A 22,775-nucleotide genomic window follows, 5' to 3' on the forward strand; every position below is an offset into this window, starting at 1 on the left:
TGGATTCAGGACTACCCGGGGCATTGGCGAAAGGGAGGCCAGCGTAGAACAGGCAAGAAAAAGGCGCTGGGATCGCCAGCGCCTGGAAAAAAACGCACCTCGTTGGATGCTTGAAATTTGTTTATTGGTAGAAAGAGTGTCTCCTCGGGCCCCTCGCTTGGCACACCGAAGCGCGCTTTCGAGTGCCGCAACTGTAGCGACTGCACTCCGCTGGTGCATTGGGGGTTTCCCGCCCCCGTTGTGGGGCAGTGATCGGGTTTCCAGAGGCGGAATCGGGGTGTTGGGGTTGGCACGGCTCGTGCAATCGCGCTTGTAACAATTTGCGAAAGGGAGCCGCCATGCGGGGAGTCAACCACCGGTTCGTTGGGGTAGGGTCGCTGTGTCTGGGCCTGTGCGCGAGTGCGCTGGCGCAGACGGCGCCAGAGGTGGCGGCGGGAGCGGTGCCTCCCTTGTCCCTCACACGTCCCGGGCTGGTGGCGCAGTCCACGATCAGCGCGGCAGATACCGCGTGGATGATGACCTCCACAGCGCTGGTGCTGCTGATGACGCTGCCGGGCATTGCCCTGTTCTACGCAGGCATGGTGCGCAAGAAGAACGTGCTCAACACCATGGCCAGCGTGGTGGCCATTGCCGCGCTGGTCAGCCTGCTGTGGTTTGGCGCGGGTTACTCGCTGGCCTTCACCCCGGGCAGCCCCTGGCTGGGGGGATGGGACCGCATCGGCTTTGCGGGCCTGGACTTTCAGCTCGCTGGCGGCAAGCTGGCCGTAAGCCATGTGGCGCCGCACATCCCCGAGTCGGTATACGCCATGTTCCAGCTCACGTTTGCCATCATCACCGCCGCGCTGCTGGTGGGGGCGTTTGTCGAGCGCATGCGGTTTTCCGCCATGCTGATCTTCATCAGCCTTTGGACCCTGCTGGTCTACGCCCCGGTGGCGCACTGGGTGTGGGAGCCAGGGGGCTGGCTGGCCCAGATGGGTGCGCTGGACTTTGCCGGAGGCTCGGTGGTGCACGTGAATGCGGGTGTGGCCGGGCTGGTGTGCGCGTGGTTCTTGGGGCGGCGCACGGGCTATGGGCGCGAGGCGTTCGAGCCCTACAACCTGGGGCTGACCATGGCGGGCGCGGGCTTGTTGTGGGTGGGCTGGTTCGGCTTCAACGCAGGCTCTGCCGTGGCCGCCGACGGCCGTGCGGGGCTGGCAATGGCGGTGACGCACCTGGCCGCAGCGGCGGGTGCCTTGTCGTGGATGCTGGGCGAGTGGGTGGTGCGCGGGCGGCCATCCCTGCTGGGACTTTGCTCTGGCCTGGTGGCGGGGCTGGTGGCCATTACGCCTGCTGCGGGTTTTGTCACGCTGCGCTCGGCAGTGGTGATTGGCGTGGTGGCGGGTTTGGCCTGCTACTGGGGCGCCACGGGGCTCAAGCGCCTGCTGCGCGCCGACGATTCCCTGGACGTGTTTGGGGTGCATGGCATCGGCGGCATCGTGGGCTCGCTGCTCACCGGCATGCTGGCCAGCCGCACCGTGGGGGGTGTGCCAGGCAGCTTGCTCACCCAGGCCATTGGCGTGGGCGCTGTGATGGCCTACAGCCTCGTCGCAACCGCCGTGCTGTTGTGGATCACCAACCTGGCTGTGGGCCTGCGGGTGGATGAGCAGAGCGAGCAGACCGGGCTTGACATTGCCCAGCACCGTGAGCGCCTGGGGAGTTAATGAAGTCCACCCCCCTGAGGCCCTGCGGGCCTTCCCCCCGCTCTCGCATTGCTGCGCAATGCGGGCAGGGGGACGCAGCCAGCGCGGCGGGGCGGCCCTTGCGCGGCTGCCCGCGCTTGGGCCTCGCCGGTTTCATACGCTGCGGGTGGTGCGCAGCGCCATGGATGACTGAAATGCCATAAGGAGCCGACCATGCCCGATTCCGACAAGCTTGCCATTGCCGCCCATTTGCATGTGCTGCTGCGCCGCAAGACGGGGCGCGTGACCGACACCGAATGGATGGCTTCCAACGTTGAATATGCGCTGGAGATCGTGCGGTTCGCACGCCAACGTGCCCAGGAGGACAACGTTCCGGAGCTGGTCGAGTGGGCCGACCGCCTCGATCTCGCCATCCATGCCGCCCCACCTGCTGCGCCGCGGCGACCCTTGCTGGATGTGGCCACGCAGGCGGTGCGCCAGCGCATGGCGCCGCCGCCGCCAGAGCCTGCGCCGGAGGTTCCCCGTTATGTGGGAGGGATTCGCTGACCACGCTGCGGCCGGGTGGCCGTTGCGCGGGCGGTGTCAGTGCGCTGCCGTGCCTTGCACGAACAGGCCCGCCGTGGGCAGCAGCCCGGCCAGCTTGTCATCGCCATAGGTGCGCAGCACCTGCGCAATCACGACCTGGTAGCCGTTGAGCCACTGCGCTTGCGCCGCCTTGGCCTTCAGGTGGGCGGGGTGCTGCATCAATGCCTGCAGCGCTTCGAGCGACTGCCAGTAGTAGACGTTGGACACGAGGCCCTTGCCCGTGTCCTCCCACGATTCCTCGCCCAGGTAGCCGTCGATGGAGCGGGCGGCGGTGGCAATCGCCTCGTCCAGGCGGTGGAAGGCGTCGTCGAATTGAGAACCTGTTCAAGGTCTTTTCGGGGATCGCATTGGAGTGCAATCGGGATGAGTGGAAGCTTCGGATGCGCCGCATGGGCTCATGCCCATGCAAGCAGCTGAGGCGTCCAATCGCCCGATCTCACTCCAACCCTGCGGGCAAGTGCCTTGCCGGGCGGTCTGCGGCGTTGCGGCGCTTGCCAATAGCCGAGCTATTGGCTGCTCACCGCGCCTTGCATCCCCTCCCGGCAAGGCACTTGCGCGACCCCGAAAAGACCTTGAACAGGTTCTTCGTGGCAAAGATGAAGGTGGAGGAGTACATGGGCGCGATGGTATCCACGCTTATGCCGCGCGCCGCGCCTGGATGATCCACTCGGCCGCCCTCTCGGCCAGCATCAGTGTGGGCGAGTTGGTGTTGCCGCTGGTGATGGTGGGCATGGCCCCCGCATCCACCACGCGCAGGCCTGCAATGCCGCGCACGCGCAGTTGCGAGTCCAGCACCGCCATCGGGTCGTCATCCCGCCCCATCTTCGTCGTGCCCACAGGGTGGAAGATCGTGGTGGCAATGTCACCGGCCAGGCGCGCCAGGTCCTCGTCGCTTTCAAACTGCACGCCGGGCTTCCACTCCTCGGGCTGGTACCTGGCCAGCGCGGGCTGGGCCACGATGCGGCGCGTGACACGCAGGCTGTCGGCGGCCACCTGGCGGTCTTCGGCGGTGCTGAGGTAGTTGGGGGCGATGGCCGGTGCGGCCTTGAAGTCGGCGTTCTTGATGTTCACCGTGCCCCGGCTTGTGGGGTTGAGGTTGCACACGCTGGCCGTGAAGGCCGGAAAGCTGTGCAGCGGCTCGCCAAAAGCGTCGAGCGACAGCGGCTGCACGTGGTACTCGATGTTGGGCCAGGGTTGGTCGGCGCTGCTGCGCGTGAAGGCCCCCAGCTGCGAGGGCGCCATGCTCATGGGGCCACTGCGTTTGGTCGCGTATTCGAGCCCGATCTTGGCCTTGCCCCAGAGCGAGCTGGCCATGGTGTTGAGCGTGGCCACGCCGTTGACCTTGAACACCGCGCGGATCTGCAGATGGTCCTGCAAATTGGCGCCCACGCCGGGAAGGTCGTGCACCACGTCGATGCCGTGCTGGCGCAGCAGCGCGGCCGGGCCGATGCCCGAGAGCTGCAGCAGCTGCGGTGAGTTGACCGCGCCTGCGCTCAGGATGACCTCGCCCGTTGCGCGGGCCGTGACCATCTCCTGGCCGTCCCACACCTGCACGCCGGTGCAGCGCTTGCTGCCGTCGGGCTGCGTCTCGACGATGAGTTTGGCGGCCTGGGCGCTGGTCCACATCTCGAAGTTGGGGCGGCCATAGCAGGTGGGCCGCAGGAAGGCCTTGGCGGTGTTCCAGCGCCAGCCGCTTTTCTGGTTGACCTCAAAGTAGCCCACGCCTTCGTTGCTGCCGCCGTTGAAGTCGTCGGTGGCCGGGATGCCCGCCTGCTGCGCGGCCTGGGCAAAGGCATCGAGGACATCCCATCGCAGGCGCTGCTTTTCCACGCGCCACTCGCCGGTGCTGCCGGTAGCCTTGTTGCCATGCAGGCGCTTGAAGTTTTCATTCACGCCGCCGGGCTGGTCCAGGCGCCAGTGGTCCTCGTGGCGGCGGAAGTAGGGCAGGGCGTTGTCCCAGCGCCAGCTGGCGTCGCCCGTCAGTTCGGCCCACTGGTCGTAGTCGCGCGCCTGGCCGCGCATGTAGATCATGCCGTTGATGCTGCTGCAGCCGCCCAGCGTCTTGCCGCGCGGGTAGCGCAGGGTGCGGCCGTTCAGGCCCGCGTCGGGTTCGGTGTTGTAGAGCCAGTCGGTGCGCGGGTTGCCGATGCAGTACAGGTAGCCCACGGGGATGTGGATCCAGTGGTAGTCGTCCTTGCGGCCGGCTTCGATGAGGAGCACGCGGTGGCGGCCGTCGGCGCTCAGGCGGTTGCTCAGCAGGGCGCCGGCGGTGCCGCCGCCGATGATGATGGTGTCAAACGTGGTGTAGTCGCTCATGAGCAGGGGCGGTGGCAGTGTGAGGAAGGAGACGGAGGGCCATTGTGCGGACAGTGCCGGGTGTGTCGAGAGGGTCAGTGCCTATTGCTATTAAAAATATAGCTATCAGCGCACGATGGTAAAGCGCTGGCGGCCTGTTTGATATTAATTTCACGCATTCCTGGCCCGCCTGTGCTTGGCGCACGGTCCTGGGGTTCCTCTGCACGAATCGCCGCGCCGTGTGCATCTGCGGTCGCGGGTGGTCTGCGGCGTTGCAAAACCTCGCAATAGCTGCGGCTATTGCTGCGTTTTGCGCCTTGCAGTCCATCCCGATCCGCAGCGCACACTTTCCGCTCAATTCGTGCAGAGGATCCCTGGCGGGCATCAATCCTACGTGCCGCCTGCGTCCGGCTCCGCTACCATGCACGCTCCCTTTCATTCTTGGCAGCCCGCGCTGCCCAGTTCATGACCGACCCCGCTCCTCGCATTGTTCGCGCCGACACGCCCCAGGGGCCTTGTGCGCAGCTGCACGGGCGCTGGGGCGCGGCGGAGCTGGGAACCGGGGCGCAGTGGCAGGCCGTGTCGGGTCAGCTGCGCAGCCACCCGGCCGCACCCACGCTGGGCTGGGACCTGATGCAGCTGCAGTGGCTGGACCACGTGGGCGCCCAGTTGCTGTGGAACCACTGGCAGCATGCCTGGCCCGAGCGCCTGGCCTGCACCGACGCCCAGCGCGACATGCTGGCGCGCGTGGCGCAGTTCACCTGCACCGCGCCGCCGCCCGAGCCCTGGCGGCTGGGTGAGCAGGTGGACCACCTGGGGGTGCTGGTGCTGCACGGCGTGGACCATGCCCGCCACATGCTCGAAATGGTGGGCCGGCTGGTGCTGGACCTGGGTCGCTTGGCGCGCGCGCCGCGCAAGGGGCCGTGGCGCGACGTATCGGGCCACCTGTACCGCATGGGGGCCACGGCCCTGCCCATCACGGCGCTGGTGGGCTTTCTCATCGGCGTGGTGCTGGCCTACCTGATGAGCCTGCAGCTGCGGCAGTTCGGCGCCGAGTCGTTCATCGTCAACATCCTGGGCATCTCGCTCATCCGCGAGCTGGGGCCGATGCTGGCCGCCATCCTGGTGGCGGGGCGCTCCGGCTCGTCGATCACGGCGCAGATCGGCGTGATGCGCGTGACCGAGGAACTCGATGCCATGCGCGTCATGGGCATTCCCCACGGCTTTCGGCTGGTGATGCCGCGCACCATTGCGCTGGCACTGGCCATGCCGCTCATCAGCGTGTGGACCACGCTGGCAGCGCTGGCGGGCGGCATGCTGGCGGCCGACGTGGCCATGGACATCTCGCCCGGCTACTTCGTGCAGGCCCTGCCCGCCGCGGTCAAGATCGGCAACCTGGGCCTGGCCATGGCCAAGTCGGTGGTGTTTGGCGCGTTCATCGCGCTCATCGGCTGCCACTGGGGCCTGCGCGTGAAACCCAACACCCAGAGCCTGGGCGAGGGCACCACGGCCTCGGTGGTCACGTCTATCACCATGGTGATCATCGTGGATGCGTTGTTCGCGGTGGCGTTCAAGAATATCGGCATATGACTAGTCCCCCCCTGAGCCGCTTCGCGTCATCCCCCCAAGGGGGGACGCCACCCGTGGCCTGGCAAAGCCAGCTCCACGGTGGCACTGGCTCAACGGGAGCGAGGCCATGACTGAGCGCGTCGCCAAGCCCGCGCACATCGTCGTCGCGCCGGACGAGCCGCCCATCGTGGACGTGCAAGGCCTGTGGACGCAGTTTGGCAAGGGCGATGAAACCTTCACCGTGCACCAGGACCTGAACTTCACCGTGCAGCGGGGAGAGATGCTGTCGCTGGTGGGGGGCTCGGGCACGGGCAAGACGGTGCTGCTGCGCCAGATCCTCGGCCTTGCCCGGCCTGCGCGGGGGCAGGTCACGGTGCTGGGGCGCCCGGCGTCCGAGATGGGGCGCGAGGGCGCGGCCAGCCGCGTGGGCATGCTGTTCCAGCACGGCGCGCTGTTCTCGGCCTTCAATGTGCTCGACAACGTGGCCTTTGCGCTGCGCGAGCAGGGCACGCTGCCCGACGACCTGGTGCGCGACGCCGCGCTGGTCAAGCTGCAGATGGTGGGCCTTCAGCCCGAGCACGCCACGCGCATGCCGGCGGATTTGTCGGGGGGCATGGTCAAGCGCGTGGCGCTGGCGCGTGCGCTCATCATGGACCCGCCGCTGCTGCTGCTCGACGAACCCACCGCGGGGCTGGACCCCAGCAGCTCCGACGACTTCTGTGCGCTGCTGCGCGAGCTGCGGGCCGCGCTGGGGCTCACGGTGGTCATGGTCACGCACGACCTTGATACGCTGTTTGCGCTGAGCACCCGGGTGGCCGTGCTGGCTGATAAGAAGGTCATCGTCACCGGTCCGCCGCACGAGGTGGCGCATTTCAAGCACCCGTTCATCGAACATTTCTTCCTGGGTGAACGTGGCCAGCGCGCCATGGCCCCGGTGCAATCCGTGGAGCACGCCCTGGCAGCACAGACCGCCGCCGCCGTGCCCACGCCCGACAAGGAACCCAGCTGATGGAAAACAAATCCCACGCCCTCGCCGCAGGCATCTTTGTGCTGGTGGTGGCCGCCATGCTGGCGGGCCTGGCCATCTGGCTCACGCGCGACAGCGCCAACTACGAGCAGTACGAGCTGTCCACCAAGGACGGCGTGAGCGGCCTGCAGCCCCAGGCCGCCGTGCGCTACAAGGGCGTGGCCGTGGGCAAGGTCACGCGCATCGGCTTCGACCCGCAGGTGACGGGCAACGTGCTCATCCGCATTGCCGTCAACGAGCAGGCCCCCATCAGCCCCACCACCTTCGCCGTGCTGGGCTACCAGGGCGTGACGGGCCTGGCCCACGTTCTGCTGGACGATGCCGACCAACCTTACCCCGAGCTGCCCCCGGGCCCCAGCGGCCTGCCGCGCCTGCCCATCAAGCCGTCGCCGTTTGGCAAGCTCGCCGAGCAGGCCCCCGCCATCCTCACCCAGGTGGACGAAGCCACGCGGCGCATCAACCAACTGCTGGGCGACACCAACCAGCAAAAACTCACCGAAGCCCTGGGCAACATTGCCCAGGCCGCAGGCAGCGTGAACACGTTGACCCAGCGGCTCGATGCCACCGTGGCCCAGCGCCTGGACCCGGCCCTGGCCGCGCTGCCCCCGCTGGCCAGCGATGCGCGCAAGACCCTGCAGTCCCTGCAGCAGGCCGGCGCCAGCGTGTCGGTGCTGGCGGCCGACGTGAGCAAGACCACGCAGCGCCTGGGGGCCGAGGGCGGCCCCATCGACCAGATCACCATCGGCACGCAGTCCCTCGCCCGCGCGGCCGACCAGTTCAGCACCACCACGTTGCCGCGCCTGAACCGCGCGGCCGACGACACCTCGCGCGCGGCGCGCACGCTCAGCCGCACGGCGGGTGGTGTGGCGGACAACCCCCAGCTGTTCATCTACGGTTCGGGCCGCATCCCGCCCGGCCCGGGCGAACCTGGTTTCGCGCCCTGAGAAGGTGTGAACCAACCCACCATGCCCGCTCATTCCCCCAAAACACACCCGTTCGTCGTTGCAAATGCTCGCCATAGCCCGCGCTATGGCTGCGCTTTGCGCCTGGACCGGCCGCGTTTCGGCGGCCTGCTCGGGCACGCCGGATTCATTCACACCTTCTGAGGAGAAGCGTTGATGAAAAATACTATTAAAAACATAGCTGCTAGCGCTTTTCCATCAAGCGCTAGAGGCCTATTTGGTTCATTTTTTGCTGTGGGACTGCTGGGTATCGCTGGCTGCTCGGCGCTGCCCAGCCCACCCTCGCGCCCCGCGCTCTACGACTTTGGCCCCGGCCCGGTCGCCACGGCCCCCAGCGACCGCCGCGCGCCCTTGCCACCGTTGGCGCTGGCCGATGTGGAGGCCCCGGGCCTGCCGGAGGGCAGCAACGCCGTGCTCTACCGCCTTGCCTACGCCGACGCCCAGCAGCTGCGCCCCTACAGCCAGGCCCGCTGGAGTCAGCCACCCGCCCAGTTGCTGCAGCAGCGCCTGCGCGAGCAGCTCGGCCAGCGCCGCGCCATCCTCAAGGCCGACGACGGCGCCGCCCAGGCGCGTGGAGTTGCCCCTGGCGGCCGCTTGCCCACTGTGCTGCGGGTGGAGCTGGAGGAGTTCAGCCACCTCTTCGCCAGCGCATCCGAAAGCGCGGGCGTGGTGCGCCTGCGTGCCACGGTGGTGGACCTGACCCCGGGCGGTGAAGCGCTGCGCGGCCAGCGTGTGTTTACCGTACGCACCCCGGCGCGCACTGCGGATGCAGCAGGCGGCGTGGCTGCATTGGCCGATGCATCGACTCAGGTGGCGCAGGAAGTGGCTGATTGGGTGGAGCAGGTGGGGCGGTAGACCGACGCTGCCGTGGGTGCAGCCCGGTGGGTGCCTGTCGTCTGTCGAGGCCCCGCCTTGTGGCGATCAGCGGCGCCCACCGGTTATGAACGTGTCGGCGCGGCGGTTTCTGCCTGTTTTGCGCCGTTGGATTTAGCGCTTCCCTCAATCCCCGTCACCACCCGCGCATAGCGCGCAAAGCTCCAGTACGCCCAGGCCCAGTCCAGCAGCACGACCAGGCGGTTGCGGAAGCCGATCAGGAAGTAGACGTGCGCGAACAGCCAGAACAGCCACGCAAAGTAGCCCGAAAACCGCACCGGCCCAGCGGGCGAGGTGAGGTCCACCACGGCGGAGTTGCGGCCGATCGTGGCCAGGTTGCCGTAGTCGCGGTAGCGAAACGGCTGCGTGACCTGGCCGGCCAGGCGGCGCAGGATGTTGGCGGCCGTGGCGCGCCCCATCTGCTTGGCGCCGGGTGATACACCGGGAACGGGGGTGGGCTCCTGGCCGGGCGCGTGGCTCTTGGCAGCAGCCAGGTCGCCGATGACGCTGATCTCGGGGTGCCCGGGCAGGCTGAGATCCGGCGCTACCACCACGCGGCCCGCCCGGTCGGTGGCGCAACCCGTGGCCCCGGCCAGCTGGCGGCCCAGCGCCGAGGCCGCCACACCGGCCGCCCAGACAATGCATTTGCTCTTGATTTGATAGCTGGTTGCGCTTGTTGGTTGAGCGCTGGAGGGCGATTCGACCATCAACCCGTCGCTGTCGATGGCGGTGACGCGGGCGTTCAGGCGCACTTCCACGCCCAGCTTTTCGAGCTGCTCCCTGGCGCGCTGGCTCAGTGATTCGGGCATGGACTGGAGCACGCGGGGGCCGCCTTCGAGCAGGATGATTTTTGCGCTGGCCGGGTCGATGTGCCGGAACTCACCGGGCAGTGTGTGGCGTGCGATCTCGGCCAGCGTGCCCGCCATCTCCACGCCTGTGGGGCCTGCGCCCACGACCACAAAGTTGAGCCAGTCGGCGCGGCGGGCGGGGTCCGCTTCCTTTTCTGCCGCCTCGAAAGCCAGCAGGATGCGGCGGCGGATCTCAAACGCATCGTCCAGTGTCTTGAGGCCCGGGGCATGGGGCGCCCAGTCGTCGCGGCCGAAGTAGCTGTGGGTGGCGCCTGCAGCAACGATCAGGTGGTCGTAGGGCAAGGGGGCAGACGGGTGGGGCCCGTCCTTCAAATGCACGGTGCGCGCTGCCACGTCGATGTGCGTGACTTCGCCGAGCAAGGTCGTGACGTTGGGCTGTTGCCGAAACAGGTGCCGGATGGGCGCTGCGATGGCCGGGGCCGACAGCCCGGCCGTGGCCACCTGGTAGAGCAGGGGCTGGAAGAGGTGGTGGTTGGTCTTGTCGATGAGCGTCACATCCAGCGCGGCGCCGCGCAGCGCACGGGCGGCTTCGAGGCCGCCAAAGCCGCAGCCGATGATGACAACACGGGGGCGGGGCGAGGGAGCTGAAGAAGTGGTCATGCCCCCATTATTGGGGCTCGCAGCTTCCGGGCAGCCTGTGAAACGGGCGCCCTCCCGGACAAGGGCAGCCAAGCAAGGGCCGCCCCGCAGCGAGGGCTGCGTCCCACCGCCCGCAGCGCGCAGCGCTACGAGAGCGGGGGGGAAGCGGCGCAGCCGCTCAGGGGGGCTCACATCACGCCATGAAACCCAGGTTGGTCGGGTAGTCGGCTCCGCCAAAGTGGCTCAGGTTGGGCAGCACGCCCGCCAGTTCGCTGTTGCTCACGCCAAACCAGCTGGCCAGCGTGGCCGCGTACTGGTCCACTGAGGTGCTGGGCAGCAGGCGACCCTGGCCCACATGCCACTGGTCGTTGGCATCGGCAGTGTTGGTGATGCTGACCGGCGGCGCCTTGCCATAGAAGGCCTTGCCCTTGACCGCGCCACCCACCATGAGATGGTGGCTGCCCCAGCCGTGGTCCGAGCCGTCGCCGTTGGAGCTGAGCGTGCGGCCGAAGTCCGAGGCCGTGAACGCCGTCACCTTGTCGGCCACGCCCAGTTCGACCGTGGCGTTGTAGAACGCGGTCATGGCTTCGCTCACGCGCTGCATGAGCGTGGGCTGCTGCGAGATCAGGTTGTCATGCAGGTCGAACCCGCCCAGCGACACCATGAACACCTGCCGTTTGCTGCCCAATGCGGTGCGTGCGCCAATCAGGCGGGCGACCATCTTGAGTTGGTCGGCCAGCGAATTGCTGGTGGGGAAGGCCGTGGCCAGCGTGACACCGGCCAGCCCGGAGGTGATGGAAGCCTCGGCGCCCACAGCCCGCGCGGTGACGCGGTTGTATTCGTTCTCCAGGGTCTGGCCGCTGTTTTGCTGGATCAGCGAGGTGAGGGCCGTGCGCACGGCCGTGGAGCCGTAGACATTGCTTTTGACGCCGTTGATCGGGATCGCACCGTTGGTGCTGACCTGGTACTGCAGCGCGGAGTCGCCCGAGAGGAACACCGCATTGCCCGTGACGGAGATGCACGTGAACAGCGAACTGCCGTTGGAGGACAGCGCCAGGTCGCCGATGTTGCCGCCCCAGCCCACGGTGGAGCCTTCGGGCGAGGACGACTGCCAGACCGATTGCTGGTCGTTGTGCGAGAACAGCTTGGGGGGCAGCGGGTACAGCGCACGGTTGCTGCCGCTGTACTGCGCGCGCGTGAGCGGCACGACCAGGGGCCCTACGTTCAGCTGCACCGCAGCCTTGCCGGTGTTGAACAGGTTGGTCAGCCCTGTCATGGCAGGGTGCAGCGCGTACTGGCGTCCATCGGCCAGTGGCGTGGTGGGCGCGAGCAGGGTGGGGGTCAGGGCGGACTTGGCCAGTGCAATGCCCCCCGCCGTCTGCCCGGCACCGCCTCCGCGCGCGGCGCTGTATTTGTTGTAGCTGTCGTCGTCATAGGTAATGACGGTGTTGGCGTAGTCGTTGCCGCCGTACAGGAAGACGCAGACCAGCGCCTTGTAGTCGGTGGCCGTGAAAGCTGCGGCTTCGCCCACGGCGGCGAGATTGAGCGCAAAGGGCAGGGCGGTGCCTGCCATGCCCAGCTGGGCCGAGCGGCGCAGGAAGGCGCGGCGGGAGTGGAGGTCGGGTTGGAGGAGATGCATGGCGGCGCGCCTTATTTCTGGATCAGGTATTCGGCCGAGGCCATGACGAGGAAAATCGCGGCCGCCACGCGGTCGCGTTTGGCGTTGTCCGTGCTTGCCGCCGTGACGGGGGTCGTCTTGAGGGCGTCTGCGATGAGTTTGACCGTGGCTGCAGACAGCTGGCCGCCCGTCATGAGCAGGTTGACCCGGTCCACGAGCGCATCGGCATCGGCCACGATGGCCAGTTCGTTGGTATAGGCCGCCTTGATGTCGAAGCCGTTGTTGCCGTTGCTGCCGTTGTTGGGCAGGTCTGGCGCGTTCACGAAGATGCCGTTGCGGATCACGCCCTGCATGTAGTTGAGGTAACCGCCCACGCTGCTCTCGTTGACCAGCTGGAACTCGGGCGCCACGGCACCGGCCGTGGCCAATGCCGTTGAAGGCGGCACATAGCCCGGCCGGAAGAAGTTGAACACCGACGGCGAGCGCAGCGGGCTCTGCGCCAGGCGCGAGCCGGCCGAGCTGAGGTCGCCGATCTTCCAGCTGCCGTATTGCGACGCGATGCCAAAGGTGCGGCCCCACTGCACAAAGCGCAGCATGGGCTCGCGCAGGCGGCCGAACATGGGGTCCGTGAGCCCGGCGGGCGCACGGGCTTCGTCGTCAAGCAAAACGGCCTTGACCACGGCCCGCAGGTCGCCCCGCACGCCGAGGCCGTTGTTGTTGAAGGCGGCCGCCACACGGCTGATGTAGCCGGGGGACGGGTTGCTGGTGACCAGGCGCTGGATCAGCTGCTTGCCGATGAACGGCCCCACGTTGGGGTGGTTGAAGATGGTGTCCAGCGCCGTTTTGAGCGCCGCCGCACCGGGTGTGCCAGCGGCAACCGTGGTGCCCAGGAAGGTGGCGGCCAACGTGGAGTGCCGCGACTCGTTGAGTGCCATGGGCAGCCGCGTGAAATGGGTGCTGGGCACGGTGCGCGTGGTGCCAGGCACAGTGGTCGGGGCATTTTGCGACTGGTCGTAGTCGTAGCCTGTGAACACGCGCGCCAGGTTGGTGATGTCGCTCTGGGTGTAGCTATCGACCACCTGGCCCGAGCCATTGCGCTTGGCTGTGCCATCCTGGTTCAGCTCTACGAGCCCGATGGACATCAGCTGCAGGATCTCACGGGCATAGTTCTCATCGGGCTGGCGGCCGGTGGGGGGGTTTTCCTTCTGGTTGCCGCGCGTGTTGAGGTAGTAGCCCATCGCTGGGTTGAGGGTCACGTCCTCCAGCAGCTTGCGGAAGTTGCCGAAGGCATTGGCAACCAGCTGGTCCCAGTAGTGGGCGATGGCATGGCTGCGCCAACTGAAGTCCAGGCCCGAGAGCGATACCACGCAGATCTCGGACAGCGCGAGTGCCACGCGCTTGCGCAAGCCGTCGCTGGATGTCATGAGCTGCTGCCAGATCATGTAGTCGCCCGGGTAGGTGTTGTCGTAGTACGACGTGGCGTTGTCCACCGTGTTGTACCCGCGCTGGTTCAGCCAGTCCCACCCCTTGGTGCCGACGGGCAGGCTGAACTGGTTGTTGATCCAACTGTCGTAGGTGCTGGCGCGCAGGGTGGCGATTTCGCCGGTGGATGCCGAGAACTGCGCTTGCAGGAGGAACCGCGCCGCTTCCTGGTCGGTGTCGGCCCGTGTGTAGGTGTAGCTTCCAGCTCCCGGGGCTGGCGGTGGGGGCGGCGGCGTCGCAGGCCCTGGAGCGGGTGTGGGGCCGGGCGCTGGTGCAGGCCCTGGGGCGGGCGGCGTGGCGGGACCCGGCGCGGGGGCCGGGCCAGGCGCAGGTGCCGGGCCAGGGGGGGCGCAGAGCCCGGTGTTGGCGTCGTGGGCGGGCTCACGGTTTCATCAGCCGCATCACCACCACCACAGGCCGCCAACGCCACGCTGGCCATCAGGGCGGCGAGCGTGGCCTCCTTGGGCAACGGGGTCGGGCGCGGAGCCGGCTTTGTGGTGTCGATTCCCTCTGCAACCTCGGCAGGCGCTGCTGCGCAAGGCTCCTCTTTCAACAGTGTCATGGTGGTTCTGCTAGTTGTTTGTAACGCGAGCAACACCCTGCGTAGAGCCTTCCAACGCATTGCGTGCACGGGCCGTCTGCGTTGGTAGCTCTGCCCTGGGTGCCAAGGCCGGTGAATCAAGTGTATGGATTTGCAACTGGGAGCCACTCGGGCTAAATCGTTATGAATGACTACAAAAGTCACCAAATGCAACTTTTTACCCAATGAGGTCGGTTTCGACTATGGCGTATTCACCCACGGTTTTCTGAGCGGCGATCCTGAGCGGCTTGTCTGGCATCGGTGTAGTCCACAGGCCGACGTTCTCTGCCTCTGACTGCCTACGTGTGGCGCGTCGCGGGGTTTCTAAAGTGGGCTCATCGCTGACCGGCACCGTTTACCGCCATATCGGTGGCATGGCCGCAGCGAAACAACCGCAAGGAAGAAGACCATGAACGAAGACACCCTCAAGGGCAACTGGAAGCAGTTCAAAGGCAAGATGATTGAACAGTGGGGCAAGCTCACGAACGATGACTTTGACGTCATTGATGGCAAGCGTGAACAGTTCCTGGGCAAGCTGCAGGAGCGCCAGGGCATTGCCCGCGACGCAGCCGAAAAGCAGCTCAAGGAATGGCAGGAACGCCACCCGGACTTCCGCTTCAACGACTGACCGGTTGCCCGGCGCAGGGGCCCGGCCCCTGCCCTGCAGCAACACGGGAAACGACGGCTCCCGCACCCTGGTGCAGACAGCTGGACACCCCTGAATCACCCAATCCCGAGGAGAAACCCATGAAATTCGCACGTACTCTGATCGCATCCGTGGCTGCCGGCCTGCTGGCAACCTCTGCCTTCGCCATGACCGAACCCGAGCACAAGGCCGCCAAGGAGCGCATCTCGGCCGACTACAAGGCCGACAAACAAAAGTGTGATGCCCTGAAGGCGAACGCCAAGGACATCTGTGTGAAGGAAGCCAAGGGCAAGGAAGATGTGGCCAAGGCAGAACTGGAAGCCCAGTACAAGCCGAGCCCCAAGGCCACCCAGAAGGTGGCAGAAGCCCGCGCTGACGCTGCCTACTCTGTCGCCAAGGAAAAATGCGATGACCTGAAGGGCAATGAAAAGGATGTCTGTGAAAAGGACGCCAAGGCTGCCCAGGTGAAGGCCAAGGAAGATGCCAAGGTTGCCGCAGCGCAGGCCAAGCCTGCTGACAACGCCGCCGAAAAGGGCGCCGCCGTGGCAGAGGCCCGCAAGGATGCCAACGCTGAAAAGAACGACGCCAACTACAAGGCCGCCAAGGAGCGCTGCGATGCGCTGTCGGGTGATGCCAAGTCCAAGTGTGTAGACGACATGAAGCGCATGTACGGCAAGAGCTGATCCGCTGGGGACCTCTCAGTGGCCGGTACTCCCAGCCGCTGGCAGTCTTTACAATGCCCCGCCCCGTGCGGGGCATTTTTTGTTGTGGGGTCCGGATGGTGCTGAGCGGTTGATGCCGAACTGACCTGCATCAACACGCCCTGGTGGCTGGCGGCCTAAGCTCGTGCCCTGTTTTTGTCTCGCTGCAAAGGGATTCCCATGGCACAACTCGAATGGTCGGACGCGCTGGCCCTGGACCTGCCCCTGATGGACGACACCCACCGCGAATTCGTGGACCTGCTGGCCGCCGTGGACCGGGCCGACGATGCGCAGCTGCTCTCGACCTGGCATGCGCTCGTGGAGCACACCGATCACCATTTTGCGCAGGAGGACGCCTGGATGGCGTCCACCCGTTTTGCCTCGGGCAACTGCCACAGCATGCAGCACCGGGTGGTGCTGCAGGTCATGCGCGAAGGGGTGGTGAGGGCCCAGCAAGGCGACCTGCAAGTGCTGCGTGTGATGGCCAGCGAACTGGCGCTCTGGTTTCCGCAGCACGCCCAGAGCATGGACGCTGCACTGGCCCTGCACTTGCGCCGTGTGGGCTTTGACCCGGTCTCGGGCGTGGTGCACGCGCCGCACGCGCTGCCGGGCGAACTGATCCAGGGCTGTGGTGGATCGACCTGCTCCGACACCTCGGCCGGAGTTGCCGCCACCGAGACAGCTGCAATGGCCTGAGAGCGTCAACAGGCTCTTACCCCCGTGCGCAGGCCGCGCCGGTGTGGCATGCTCCCCAGTCTCTAGGCAAGTGGGCGGCATGACCGCTGTGCTTCATGGCCGAAACCTCTTCCCCGGTGGCTCTGTACGACGAGGCCGCGCGCCTGCAAGCCCTGCAGCGCTATGGCATTCTCGACACGCCGATGGAGCCCGCCTACGACGATCTGGCAGGGATTGCAGCCCATGTGTGCGAAGCCCCGGTCGCCCTGATCAGCCTGCTCGACAGCCACCGCCAGTGGTTCAAGGCATCGGTGGGGATCCCGCTGCGGGAAACCCCGCTGAACCAGTCCGTGTGCCGCTACGCCGTGCGCCAGCCCGGCGTGTTCATCGTGCCTGACCTGGCGAAGGATGCGCGTTTTGCGCACTTCGGCATCGTGACCCAGGAGAGCCCGCTGCGTTTTTATGCCGGGGCGCCCCTGGTCACGCCCGATGGTTATGCCCTGGGCACGCTCTGCGTGCTGGACCACCGGCCGCGACAGCTGTCCCAGAAAGCGCAGGACATGCTGGGCGCGCTGGCGCGCCAGGTGATCCGCCTGCTGGAGCTCAAGCGCGCCAACGACCGCCAGGGCCAGATGCTGGTGGAGCTGGAAGAAGCGCGCCGCCAGATGGCTGTGCTGGCCCATACCGATGTTTTGACCGGCCTGGCCAACCGGCGCTCGTTCACCGCGCGCCTTTTGCAGGAGCAGGCCCTTTTGCGGCGCGACGGCGAACCCGCCTGCCTGCTGATGATGGACATCGACCACTTCAAGCGCGTCAACGACGTGCATGGCCACCATGTGGGCGACCAGGCCCTGCAGCTTCTGGCCACGCTCTGCCGCGATGTGTTCCGCGCGGCCGACATGGTGAGTCGCTGGGGCGGCGAGGAGTTTCTGGCCCTGTTGCCCGCTACCCGGGTGGAGCAGGCCCAGGCGGTGGCGCAGCGTGTGCATGCCGCGCTGGCCAGCCACCCGGTGCCGGGGGTGACGCCGCCCTTGGTGCTGACCGTGAGCATGGGGCTGTCCAACTTCGATCCCCTGCGCCCTCTCGACATCACCCTGCGCGCGCTGGATTCCGCGCTCTACGCAGCCAAGCGCGAAGGCCGCAACCGCACCGTGGTGGTGTAGGTGCAGCGGATTTGCTTTAATTTTGATAGCTGCTAGCGCTTGCCAGTAAAGCGCTAAAGCCACTTCCCATCAAAATTTTGACGCTGCTTCAGTGCCCTGTGCTGCGGGGCAGTAGCAGCGCAGCCATGCGCCATGACAGATCCCGCAGGGCCCGACGCACGGCGGGTGAATCCTGCGCACCCACGGGGTTGGCATCGCTGCGCGGGCAGAACGCAGCCTCCAGGACCTGCTGCTTGGCGCAGACCAGCGCCACCCGGTCTTGCGCCCGCAGGGCCTCCATCAGTTGGTCGCGGTGGCGCTGCACGCGCTGCGCCTCGGCCAGCGTCAGGGTGGGCGGGTGCGCGGCAGCGCCTGCGGCCGGGCCGGTGAGGTGCTGTGCCCAGGACAGGGGCGTGGTGCGCGTTGTCATACAGCGCTCACCGGCGGTGTAGGGGGCGTGGCGGGGCGCGCAGCCGGTGGGGCGGGAGGGCGCACCTCCGGTGGCGCCATCGGGCGGCGGGGCGGCGTGTTGCCCTGCGACAGGCCGTACCAGTTCACCTTGCGCGTCAGCACCATCACAGCCGCCAGCACCAGGAACAGCGCAATGGCACCCACCACCAGGGCTGTCTGCTCCAGCTGCAGCAGCACATACAGCAGGCCATACAGCACCGCGATGCCCCCGCCCAGCGGGATGCCCCGCGCCAGCCCACCCAGCATGTGGCTGGCGTAGTAAGCGAGCAGCAGCACGCAGGCGCTGGCGGCCACGGCATACGAGATGCCGAACGGCAAGTGCTCCGACAGGCTTACCAGCAGCAGGAAGAAGCTGCACAGCGCGCTGCCCACCAGCAGGTACTGCACCGGGTGCACGCGCAGCTTCTTCATCAGCTCGAACAGGCCCACGGCGACGAAGGTGAGGGCAATGAACAGCACGCCATACTTGGTCGCTCGGTCCGACAGCGAATAGGGGTTCACCGGGTCGATGAAGGCCACGCTGAAGCTGTCGGCGCAGTCGCCGGGGGTGGCGCCACCGGGCACGTAGTCGCTGTGGCTGCCGTCGTCTGTGCCGCCCAGGCAGATGCGTTTGCCGTTGGCAATGTCGGCCTGTGCCGTGGTGGCCAGCGACGACAGGCGCCACTGGGCCGCGAAACCGGTCTTCTTGACCTCGCGCTCCGACGGAAGAAAGCGGCCCCCGAACGACGGGTGGGGCCAGCTGCTGGTCATCTGCACCTCGGTGTTGCCACCCAGCGGCACAAAGGCCAGGCGTTCGGTGCCCACCAGTTCCAGGTCCAGCGTGGCGGTCAGTCCGTCGGCCTTGCCGCGCACCGATTCTGGCAGTGCCGCATGCAGGCCCCGGCTGTAGGTGGGGTGGAAGGTGCCGGGCTTGAGGGTCAGGGTCTGCGAATCCAGGGTGAACTGCGCGGTGCGGATGCCACGCGCGTCGCCCACGGCCATCATGACGATGGGCGCACCGCAGTGCATGCGCGAGTTTTTCATGCTGCTTTGCGGCACTAGGCTCGCCAGCGGCCCCCACTGCGCCGTCACGTGGGCCTTGAGGTTGAAGGTGTTCACCTTGTGCAGGCCGCGCGCACGCTCTTCCATCGCGGCGCCGGTGCTGAGCTTGAGCAGCTCGGGCATGGCGGTCAGCAGGAACTCGCGGCGCTGCTCCACCATGCGGCGCTCATCGCCCTTGCCGGTCTCTACCTCCCAGCTCTCCACACAGGCGCTGTGGATCATCGGGCCCATCAGCGTCTGCGGTCCGGCCAGGCTTTCGGCCACGCTCTGGGCGGTGATGCTGCGGTAGCGCAACCGGTCGCGCACCACGTCTTCGATCATGCCGAGGCCAAAGAGAAGCAGGACGGTGATGGCGGCCAACGCGGCCAGTTTGGTGAACAAGGGGTGTTTGAACAAGAGATCCTCCACAAATGATGTTGTGGAGGCAGTGTTGTGGCCCGGTGTGAGGGCGCTATGAAGTTTGTGAGGCCAGTGTGAAGTCGGGCGTTGTGTCGGCATGACCTGTCAGGTCATCGACGGCCGAACTCCTTGCACCTACAAACGGCACAGGGCAATAGGAAACACGTTTTAGGGGGGCGGCATGCGCTATGGGGTTCCGTTGATTCTGGTCTTGGTGGCAGTGGTCCATGCCCTGCCGCTGGTGGGCGTGCTCGGGGCGGGCAAACTGGTGCAGCTGTACGGCACCCCGGTGCAGGATGCAGGCGTGGAGCTGCTGCTGCGGCACCGGGCCGTGCTTTTCGGGCTGCTGGCCGCCTTCATGGGCTATGCAGCCCTGCGGCCCGAACTGCATCGGCTGGGCCTGGTGGCGGGGCTGGTGAGCGTGGTGTCGTTTCTGCTGCTGTCGTGGCTGCAGCGGGGCAGCGCGCTCAGCGCCCCGCTGGTGACGGTCGTGCGGGTGGATGGGGTGGCACTGGCCTTGCTGGTGGTGGGGCTCGCTCTACACCTGCGCCGCTCGCATTAACTGGCGGGAAACTCCAGCGCCACGCGCAACCCTGGCCCGGTATTGCGCACCACCATCTGCCCCCCGTGCAGCGCCATCACGCGCTTGACGATGGCCAGCCCCAGGCCCGATCCGCTGCGCTCGCCGCCCGGCCGCGCGGTGGTGAAGAAGCGTTCGCCCAGGCGGGGCAGGGCGTAGTCAGGCACGCCGGGGCCGCTGTCCAGCACGGCCACGGTGGCGCCGTCCAGCTCCACCTGCACCGTGCTGCCTGCGGGCGCAAAGTCGATGGCGTTGTCCAGCAGATTGGTCAGTGCCATGGTCACCAGCTCGGCTTCCCACGGGCCGTTGCTGCCCGTACCGGACAGGGCCAGCATGATGCCGCGTTGCGCAGCACGGGCGCGTGTCTGGCCGATGGCGGCCTCGGAGCAGGCCTGCAGGGCTACAGGCGCGCGACCCTCGGCATGGTGGCGCTGCTCCAGTTTGGACAGCTCCAGCAGCCGGTCGATGATGCGCTGCAGGCGTTCGCTTTGCTGCACCACCTGGGTCGCAAATTCGGCACGGTCGGCAGCGGGCAGCTCGTCCTGCAGCAGCTCGCCCGCACCCCGGATGGCCGCCACGGGGCTTTTGAGTTCGTGTGTCAGTGCGCGCACATAGCCTTCTATGTAGTCGCGCCCTTCCAGCCTGGCACGCATGCGGTCCATGGCGCGGGCCAGGTCGCCCAGCTCGCCCGGTACCTCGGGCACGGCCAGGGCCGTGGTGGGCGGGGCGCCGGGGTCATGGCGCTCGCCATCGGCGGGGCCCTGCACGCTCAAGGCGTAGTCGCGCAGACGGCGCACGTTCCACACCATCCACAGCGTCACGGCCACGCCGACGGCGGCCGAGAGCGCTAGTAGCAAAAGGCCGCCCATGAATACCTTGCGCTCGGCGCGGTCGATGAAGCGCTGCACGGTGCGGGTGGGTTTGGCCACCGTCAGCACGCCTGCAATCTGTTCTTTCACGTAGATGGGCGCCGCCACATGCATCACGCCGCTGGTGTCGTCGTCTTCCACATCGCGCGTGGAGCGTGCGCCGTACTCGCCCCGCAGCGTGCGGGCCACGTCGCGCCACTGCGAGTAGTCGGCACCGATGGCGCGGTTCTCCGAGTCGAACAACACACGCCCCGTGGTGTCGGTCACATAGATGCGGTAGTCCAGTGACTGCTTGGAGAAACCCCAGATCGCTGCATCGATGGGCCGCGTGGCATAGCGCCGCACATGCTGCGCAAACGGACTGGTGCTGCTGTTGTGGGCCTCCGCCGCCAGCCGCCCTGCCGCCAGATCGTCACTGGCCAGCTCGGCCAGGATGTTGGCTGTGTCCACCATCATGTCCTCCATCACCTCGCGCACGCTGGGCTTGATCTCGGCCATGAACACGCGCAGCACAAAGAACGCGGCGATGCCGTTGATGAGGAAGAAGGCGAACAGTAGGCGGATGCCGAGGCGCATGGTGCGTTGCTTCAAAAATAATAGCTGTTAACGCTTGATGGATAAGCGCTAGAGGCTAGTTTGACCATTGAGCTGTGCCATCAGCTGCGCAGGCGAATGCGGTAGGTGGGGGATTGGTCCGGGTTTTGGTTCTGCTTTTCCCGGCCTTCAAACACCAGGCTGCGGGTGGCTGCGTCCCATTGCATCGGCTCCAGGGTGTAGGGGTTGCGCAGCGCCTCGGGTGACTGGGCCAGCCACGCGGGCATGTCGGGCGGGGCGACTTGTTCTGCGGCGGCACGGTGCTGCAGGAGGACAAGGCGGCGGTAGCCGTCGATGTCGGCAATCCGCTGCGCATATCCTTGGTAGTCGGGCGCTTCGATTGCTGCCAAGCAACGGCCGACAGGGTTGCGCAAATGCAACCAGAGCGAACAGGTTCCGTCTTTGGCCCATTGTCTTGAGGCCTCTGAAAACGCAGTCTGCAACTGGTGGGCTGGCAGGCTGCTGAGGGCTTGCACCTGCTGCTGGTACCCGACGGACAGATTGAGGGTGTGATGGGGGAGAAAACCCAAGTTGCTCGGTTTGCGGAACGTTCGCTGCCACCACGCTGGGGGCTCCTCAGAAGCTTCGGCGGGTAAGCCAGCGGTTCGGTACAAATAGAAGGCACTAGCAATAAAACGCATCTCGCCCGCCAGTGCCGGTGTCAGCGACTCCGTAGGGACGGAAAGCAGTGATTCGATGGCGTCGGTGACTGCCGCAGGTAGGGACTGCGTACCCTGTGCGCTTGCAGCGCTGAGCCATCGCAGTTCGCGGTGCTGCATGGCGATGGCGATCATGGCGGCTAACAAGGTATCGGCTCCGCTGGCCAAGCGGCGGCGCAGTTGAACCGCCTGCCGTGCCATTTCCATGGCCTGCAGATGCTGCCCGTGGGCCCACGCCAGGGAGGCTTGGGCCAGCCAGAGCTCATGGGCGCGCACCAGCACTCCGAAGGGTGCGTGTTCCGCAAGCAAGTAGGCGGGCGCCGGGTTGCTGAAGCGGGCTGCGCTGGTGATACCCGTTAAGCGTTGCAAGACGGCGGACTGCGTGCGCGCCAAGCTGGCAATTTCCACTTCATGCCTTGCGTACCGTGCGAAGCAGTCCGTAGCTTCCGCAGGGCAACGCAAGCGCGTCGGCAAAACGTCGTCACCTGCATCGTGGGGCGGGGGCATGCTGGGAGGCATCCCTTCCTGCCGGTCGCCATGGGCCTCCACCCAGCGCCTGCGCTCGATTTCGCGCGCCAGGCGCTGGCGGCCCAGTGCCATGGCATCACCGATGGCATCGCCCCCGGTGGGTGCGTCCAGCCCCATGAGGATCAGGTAGCCGTTGCCCTCCAGGGCCTGCTCGGTGGGCGGTGTGTACTGCAGTGCGCGCTGGGCCGCCTCGGTCAAGGCGTCGTCGTTCCAGTTGGCAACGACCAGTGCGGCCAGCCACACGGCCACCAAACCCCCCAGGGCCAGCATCAGCCAGCCCAGTGCTTTCAAGCAACGGCGCAAGTACTTCATAAAAATAGATAGCTATAAACCCAATACCAACGCGCGGTAG

20 protein-coding genes are annotated in these 22,775 nt (G+C 66.8%); 11 read left to right on the top strand and 9 right to left on the bottom strand.

The genetic code is table 11. From position 1 onward, the window contains the following. Positions 1–338: 338 nt before the first annotated feature. Together EXV95_RS18080 and EXV95_RS18085 are read left to right on the top strand one after the other, a co-directional pair. A complete protein-coding gene (locus EXV95_RS18080; RefSeq protein WP_176887924.1) occupies positions 339–1,700 on the top strand; it encodes an ammonium transporter in 1,362 nt (453 codons plus the stop codon). Between the two features lie 192 nt (positions 1,701–1,892). Next, positions 1,893–2,225 (top strand): hypothetical protein, encoded by a 333-nt coding sequence (locus EXV95_RS18085; RefSeq protein ID WP_121421975.1) that lies wholly within the window; start codon positions 1,893–1,895, stop codon positions 2,223–2,225. Positions 2,226–2,261: 36 nt separating this feature from the next. Here EXV95_RS18085 and EXV95_RS18090 read toward each other — a convergent pair whose 3' ends face one another. Both EXV95_RS18090 and EXV95_RS18095 read right to left on the bottom strand, forming a co-directional pair. Beyond that, positions 2,262–2,555 carry an antibiotic biosynthesis monooxygenase gene (locus tag EXV95_RS18090; RefSeq protein ID WP_176889097.1) on the bottom strand — a complete coding sequence of 98 codons (294 nt, stop codon included), beginning with the start codon at positions 2,553–2,555 and terminating at the stop codon, positions 2,262–2,264. A gap of 345 nt (positions 2,556–2,900) precedes the next feature. Continuing rightward, positions 2,901–4,580 carry a GMC family oxidoreductase gene (locus tag EXV95_RS18095; protein ID WP_176887925.1) on the bottom strand — a complete coding sequence of 560 codons (1,680 nt, stop codon included), beginning with the start codon at positions 4,578–4,580 and terminating at the stop codon, positions 2,901–2,903. Between the two features lie 444 nt (positions 4,581–5,024). Between EXV95_RS18095 and EXV95_RS18100 the strand changes: the two genes are divergently transcribed. The 4 genes from EXV95_RS18100 (at position 5,025) to EXV95_RS18115 (ending at position 8,972) form a co-directional block, all read left to right on the top strand. Beyond that, on the top strand, positions 5,025–6,149 hold the full coding sequence (locus EXV95_RS18100; RefSeq protein WP_176887926.1) for an ABC transporter permease: 1,125 nt from the start codon (positions 5,025–5,027) through the stop codon (positions 6,147–6,149). 106 nt (positions 6,150–6,255) lie between these two features. After that, positions 6,256–7,137, top strand: a complete 882-nt coding sequence (locus EXV95_RS18105; protein WP_176887927.1) for an ABC transporter ATP-binding protein — start codon at positions 6,256–6,258, stop codon at positions 7,135–7,137. Next, positions 7,137–8,099 carry an MlaD family protein gene (locus EXV95_RS18110; protein WP_055394368.1) on the top strand — a complete coding sequence of 321 codons (963 nt, stop codon included), beginning with the start codon at positions 7,137–7,139 and terminating at the stop codon, positions 8,097–8,099. Before EXV95_RS18105 ends, EXV95_RS18110 begins: the two co-directional genes overlap by 1 nt. A gap of 174 nt (positions 8,100–8,273) precedes the next feature. Continuing rightward, positions 8,274–8,972 (top strand): ABC-type transport auxiliary lipoprotein family protein, encoded by a 699-nt coding sequence (locus tag EXV95_RS18115; RefSeq protein ID WP_176887928.1) that lies wholly within the window; start codon positions 8,274–8,276, stop codon positions 8,970–8,972. Between the two features lie 83 nt (positions 8,973–9,055). Here EXV95_RS18115 and EXV95_RS18120 read toward each other — a convergent pair whose 3' ends face one another. From EXV95_RS18120 to EXV95_RS18130, 3 genes are all read right to left on the bottom strand, one after another. After that, positions 9,056–10,459: an NAD(P)/FAD-dependent oxidoreductase gene (locus EXV95_RS18120; protein WP_176887929.1), complete on the bottom strand. Its 1,404-nt coding sequence runs from the start codon at positions 10,457–10,459 to the stop codon at positions 9,056–9,058. Positions 10,460–10,631: 172 nt separating this feature from the next. Further along, positions 10,632–12,077 carry a DUF1501 domain-containing protein gene (locus tag EXV95_RS18125; RefSeq protein WP_176887930.1) on the bottom strand — a complete coding sequence of 482 codons (1,446 nt, stop codon included), beginning with the start codon at positions 12,075–12,077 and terminating at the stop codon, positions 10,632–10,634. Positions 12,078–12,088: 11 nt separating this feature from the next. Continuing rightward, positions 12,089–13,687, bottom strand: coding sequence for a DUF1800 family protein (locus EXV95_RS18130; protein WP_370460276.1), 1,599 nt, complete (start codon positions 13,685–13,687; stop codon positions 12,089–12,091). Between the two features lie 840 nt (positions 13,688–14,527). Between EXV95_RS18130 and EXV95_RS18135 the strand changes: the two genes are divergently transcribed. From EXV95_RS18135 to EXV95_RS18150, 4 genes are all read left to right on the top strand, one after another. Beyond that, the gene (locus EXV95_RS18135; protein WP_055398709.1) at positions 14,528–14,746 is read left to right on the top strand and encodes a CsbD family protein; all 219 of its coding nucleotides are present in this window, start codon (positions 14,528–14,530) and stop codon (positions 14,744–14,746) included. A 119-nt stretch (positions 14,747–14,865) separates the two neighbouring features. Further along, complete coding sequence (locus tag EXV95_RS18140) at positions 14,866–15,447, top strand: hypothetical protein (RefSeq protein WP_121507841.1); 582 nt, start codon at positions 14,866–14,868, stop codon at positions 15,445–15,447. A 198-nt stretch (positions 15,448–15,645) separates the two neighbouring features. Then, complete coding sequence (locus EXV95_RS18145) at positions 15,646–16,161, top strand: hemerythrin domain-containing protein (protein ID WP_176887931.1); 516 nt, start codon at positions 15,646–15,648, stop codon at positions 16,159–16,161. A 95-nt stretch (positions 16,162–16,256) separates the two neighbouring features. Next, on the top strand, positions 16,257–17,303 hold the full coding sequence (locus EXV95_RS18150) for a GGDEF domain-containing protein (protein WP_176887932.1): 1,047 nt from the start codon (positions 16,257–16,259) through the stop codon (positions 17,301–17,303). Positions 17,304–17,391: 88 nt separating this feature from the next. Here the strand turns inward: EXV95_RS18150 and EXV95_RS18155 are convergent, their stop codons facing one another. Further along, positions 17,392–17,712 carry a hypothetical protein gene (locus tag EXV95_RS18155; RefSeq protein WP_255484794.1) on the bottom strand — a complete coding sequence of 107 codons (321 nt, stop codon included), beginning with the start codon at positions 17,710–17,712 and terminating at the stop codon, positions 17,392–17,394. Next, a complete protein-coding gene (gene creD / locus EXV95_RS18160; RefSeq protein ID WP_176887933.1) occupies positions 17,709–19,190 on the bottom strand; it encodes a cell envelope integrity protein CreD in 1,482 nt (493 codons plus the stop codon). Before creD ends, EXV95_RS18155 begins: the two co-directional genes overlap by 4 nt. A gap of 184 nt (positions 19,191–19,374) precedes the next feature. Here creD and EXV95_RS18165 point away from each other — a divergent pair, with 184 nt between their 5' ends. Beyond that, positions 19,375–19,755 carry a phosphopantetheine adenylyltransferase gene (locus EXV95_RS18165; protein ID WP_176887934.1) on the top strand — a complete coding sequence of 127 codons (381 nt, stop codon included), beginning with the start codon at positions 19,375–19,377 and terminating at the stop codon, positions 19,753–19,755. Here the strand turns inward: EXV95_RS18165 and creC are convergent. Both creC and EXV95_RS18175 read right to left on the bottom strand, forming a co-directional pair. Beyond that, positions 19,752–21,218, bottom strand: coding sequence for a two-component system sensor histidine kinase CreC (creC, locus tag EXV95_RS18170; RefSeq protein ID WP_176887935.1), 1,467 nt, complete (start codon positions 21,216–21,218; stop codon positions 19,752–19,754). The two genes, EXV95_RS18165 and creC, sit on opposite strands and share 4 nt — an antisense overlap. Before the next feature lie 80 nt (positions 21,219–21,298). Beyond that, positions 21,299–22,714, bottom strand: a complete 1,416-nt coding sequence (locus EXV95_RS18175) for a hypothetical protein (protein ID WP_176887936.1) — start codon at positions 22,712–22,714, stop codon at positions 21,299–21,301. Between the last annotated feature and the right edge of the window lie 61 nt (positions 22,715–22,775).

Origin of the sequence: Acidovorax sp. JMULE5 (assembly GCF_013376875.1) — a bacterium.
Taxonomy (GTDB): Bacteria; Pseudomonadota; Gammaproteobacteria; order Burkholderiales; family Burkholderiaceae_C; genus Acidovorax; species Acidovorax facilis.

Excerpts from the sequence above, each read along its gene's own strand:
- EXV95_RS18080 (WP_176887924.1), top strand. The coding sequence starts at position 339 with ATGCGGGGAGTCAACCACCGGTTCGTTGGGGTAGGGTCGCTGTGTCTG.
- EXV95_RS18085 (WP_121421975.1), top strand. The coding sequence starts at position 1,893 with ATGCCCGATTCCGACAAGCTTGCCATTGCCGCCCATTTGCATGTGCTG.
- EXV95_RS18095 (WP_176887925.1), bottom strand. The coding sequence starts at position 4,580 with ATGAGCGACTACACCACGTTTGACACCATCATCATCGGCGGCGGCACC.
- EXV95_RS18100 (WP_176887926.1), top strand. The coding sequence starts at position 5,025 with ATGACCGACCCCGCTCCTCGCATTGTTCGCGCCGACACGCCCCAGGGG.
- EXV95_RS18105 (WP_176887927.1), top strand. The coding sequence starts at position 6,256 with ATGACTGAGCGCGTCGCCAAGCCCGCGCACATCGTCGTCGCGCCGGAC.
- EXV95_RS18110 (WP_055394368.1), top strand. The coding sequence starts at position 7,137 with ATGGAAAACAAATCCCACGCCCTCGCCGCAGGCATCTTTGTGCTGGTG.
- EXV95_RS18115 (WP_176887928.1), top strand. The coding sequence starts at position 8,274 with ATGAAAAATACTATTAAAAACATAGCTGCTAGCGCTTTTCCATCAAGC.
- EXV95_RS18120 (WP_176887929.1), bottom strand. The coding sequence starts at position 10,459 with ATGACCACTTCTTCAGCTCCCTCGCCCCGCCCCCGTGTTGTCATCATC.
- EXV95_RS18125 (WP_176887930.1), bottom strand. The coding sequence starts at position 12,077 with ATGCATCTCCTCCAACCCGACCTCCACTCCCGCCGCGCCTTCCTGCGC.
- EXV95_RS18135 (WP_055398709.1), top strand. The coding sequence starts at position 14,528 with ATGAACGAAGACACCCTCAAGGGCAACTGGAAGCAGTTCAAAGGCAAG.
- EXV95_RS18140 (WP_121507841.1), top strand. The coding sequence starts at position 14,866 with ATGAAATTCGCACGTACTCTGATCGCATCCGTGGCTGCCGGCCTGCTG.
- EXV95_RS18145 (WP_176887931.1), top strand. The coding sequence starts at position 15,646 with ATGGCACAACTCGAATGGTCGGACGCGCTGGCCCTGGACCTGCCCCTG.
- EXV95_RS18150 (WP_176887932.1), top strand. The coding sequence starts at position 16,257 with ATGGCCGAAACCTCTTCCCCGGTGGCTCTGTACGACGAGGCCGCGCGC.
- EXV95_RS18155 (WP_255484794.1), bottom strand. The coding sequence starts at position 17,712 with ATGACAACGCGCACCACGCCCCTGTCCTGGGCACAGCACCTCACCGGC.
- EXV95_RS18165 (WP_176887934.1), top strand. The coding sequence starts at position 19,375 with ATGCGCTATGGGGTTCCGTTGATTCTGGTCTTGGTGGCAGTGGTCCAT.
- creC (WP_176887935.1), bottom strand. The coding sequence starts at position 21,218 with ATGCGCCTCGGCATCCGCCTACTGTTCGCCTTCTTCCTCATCAACGGC.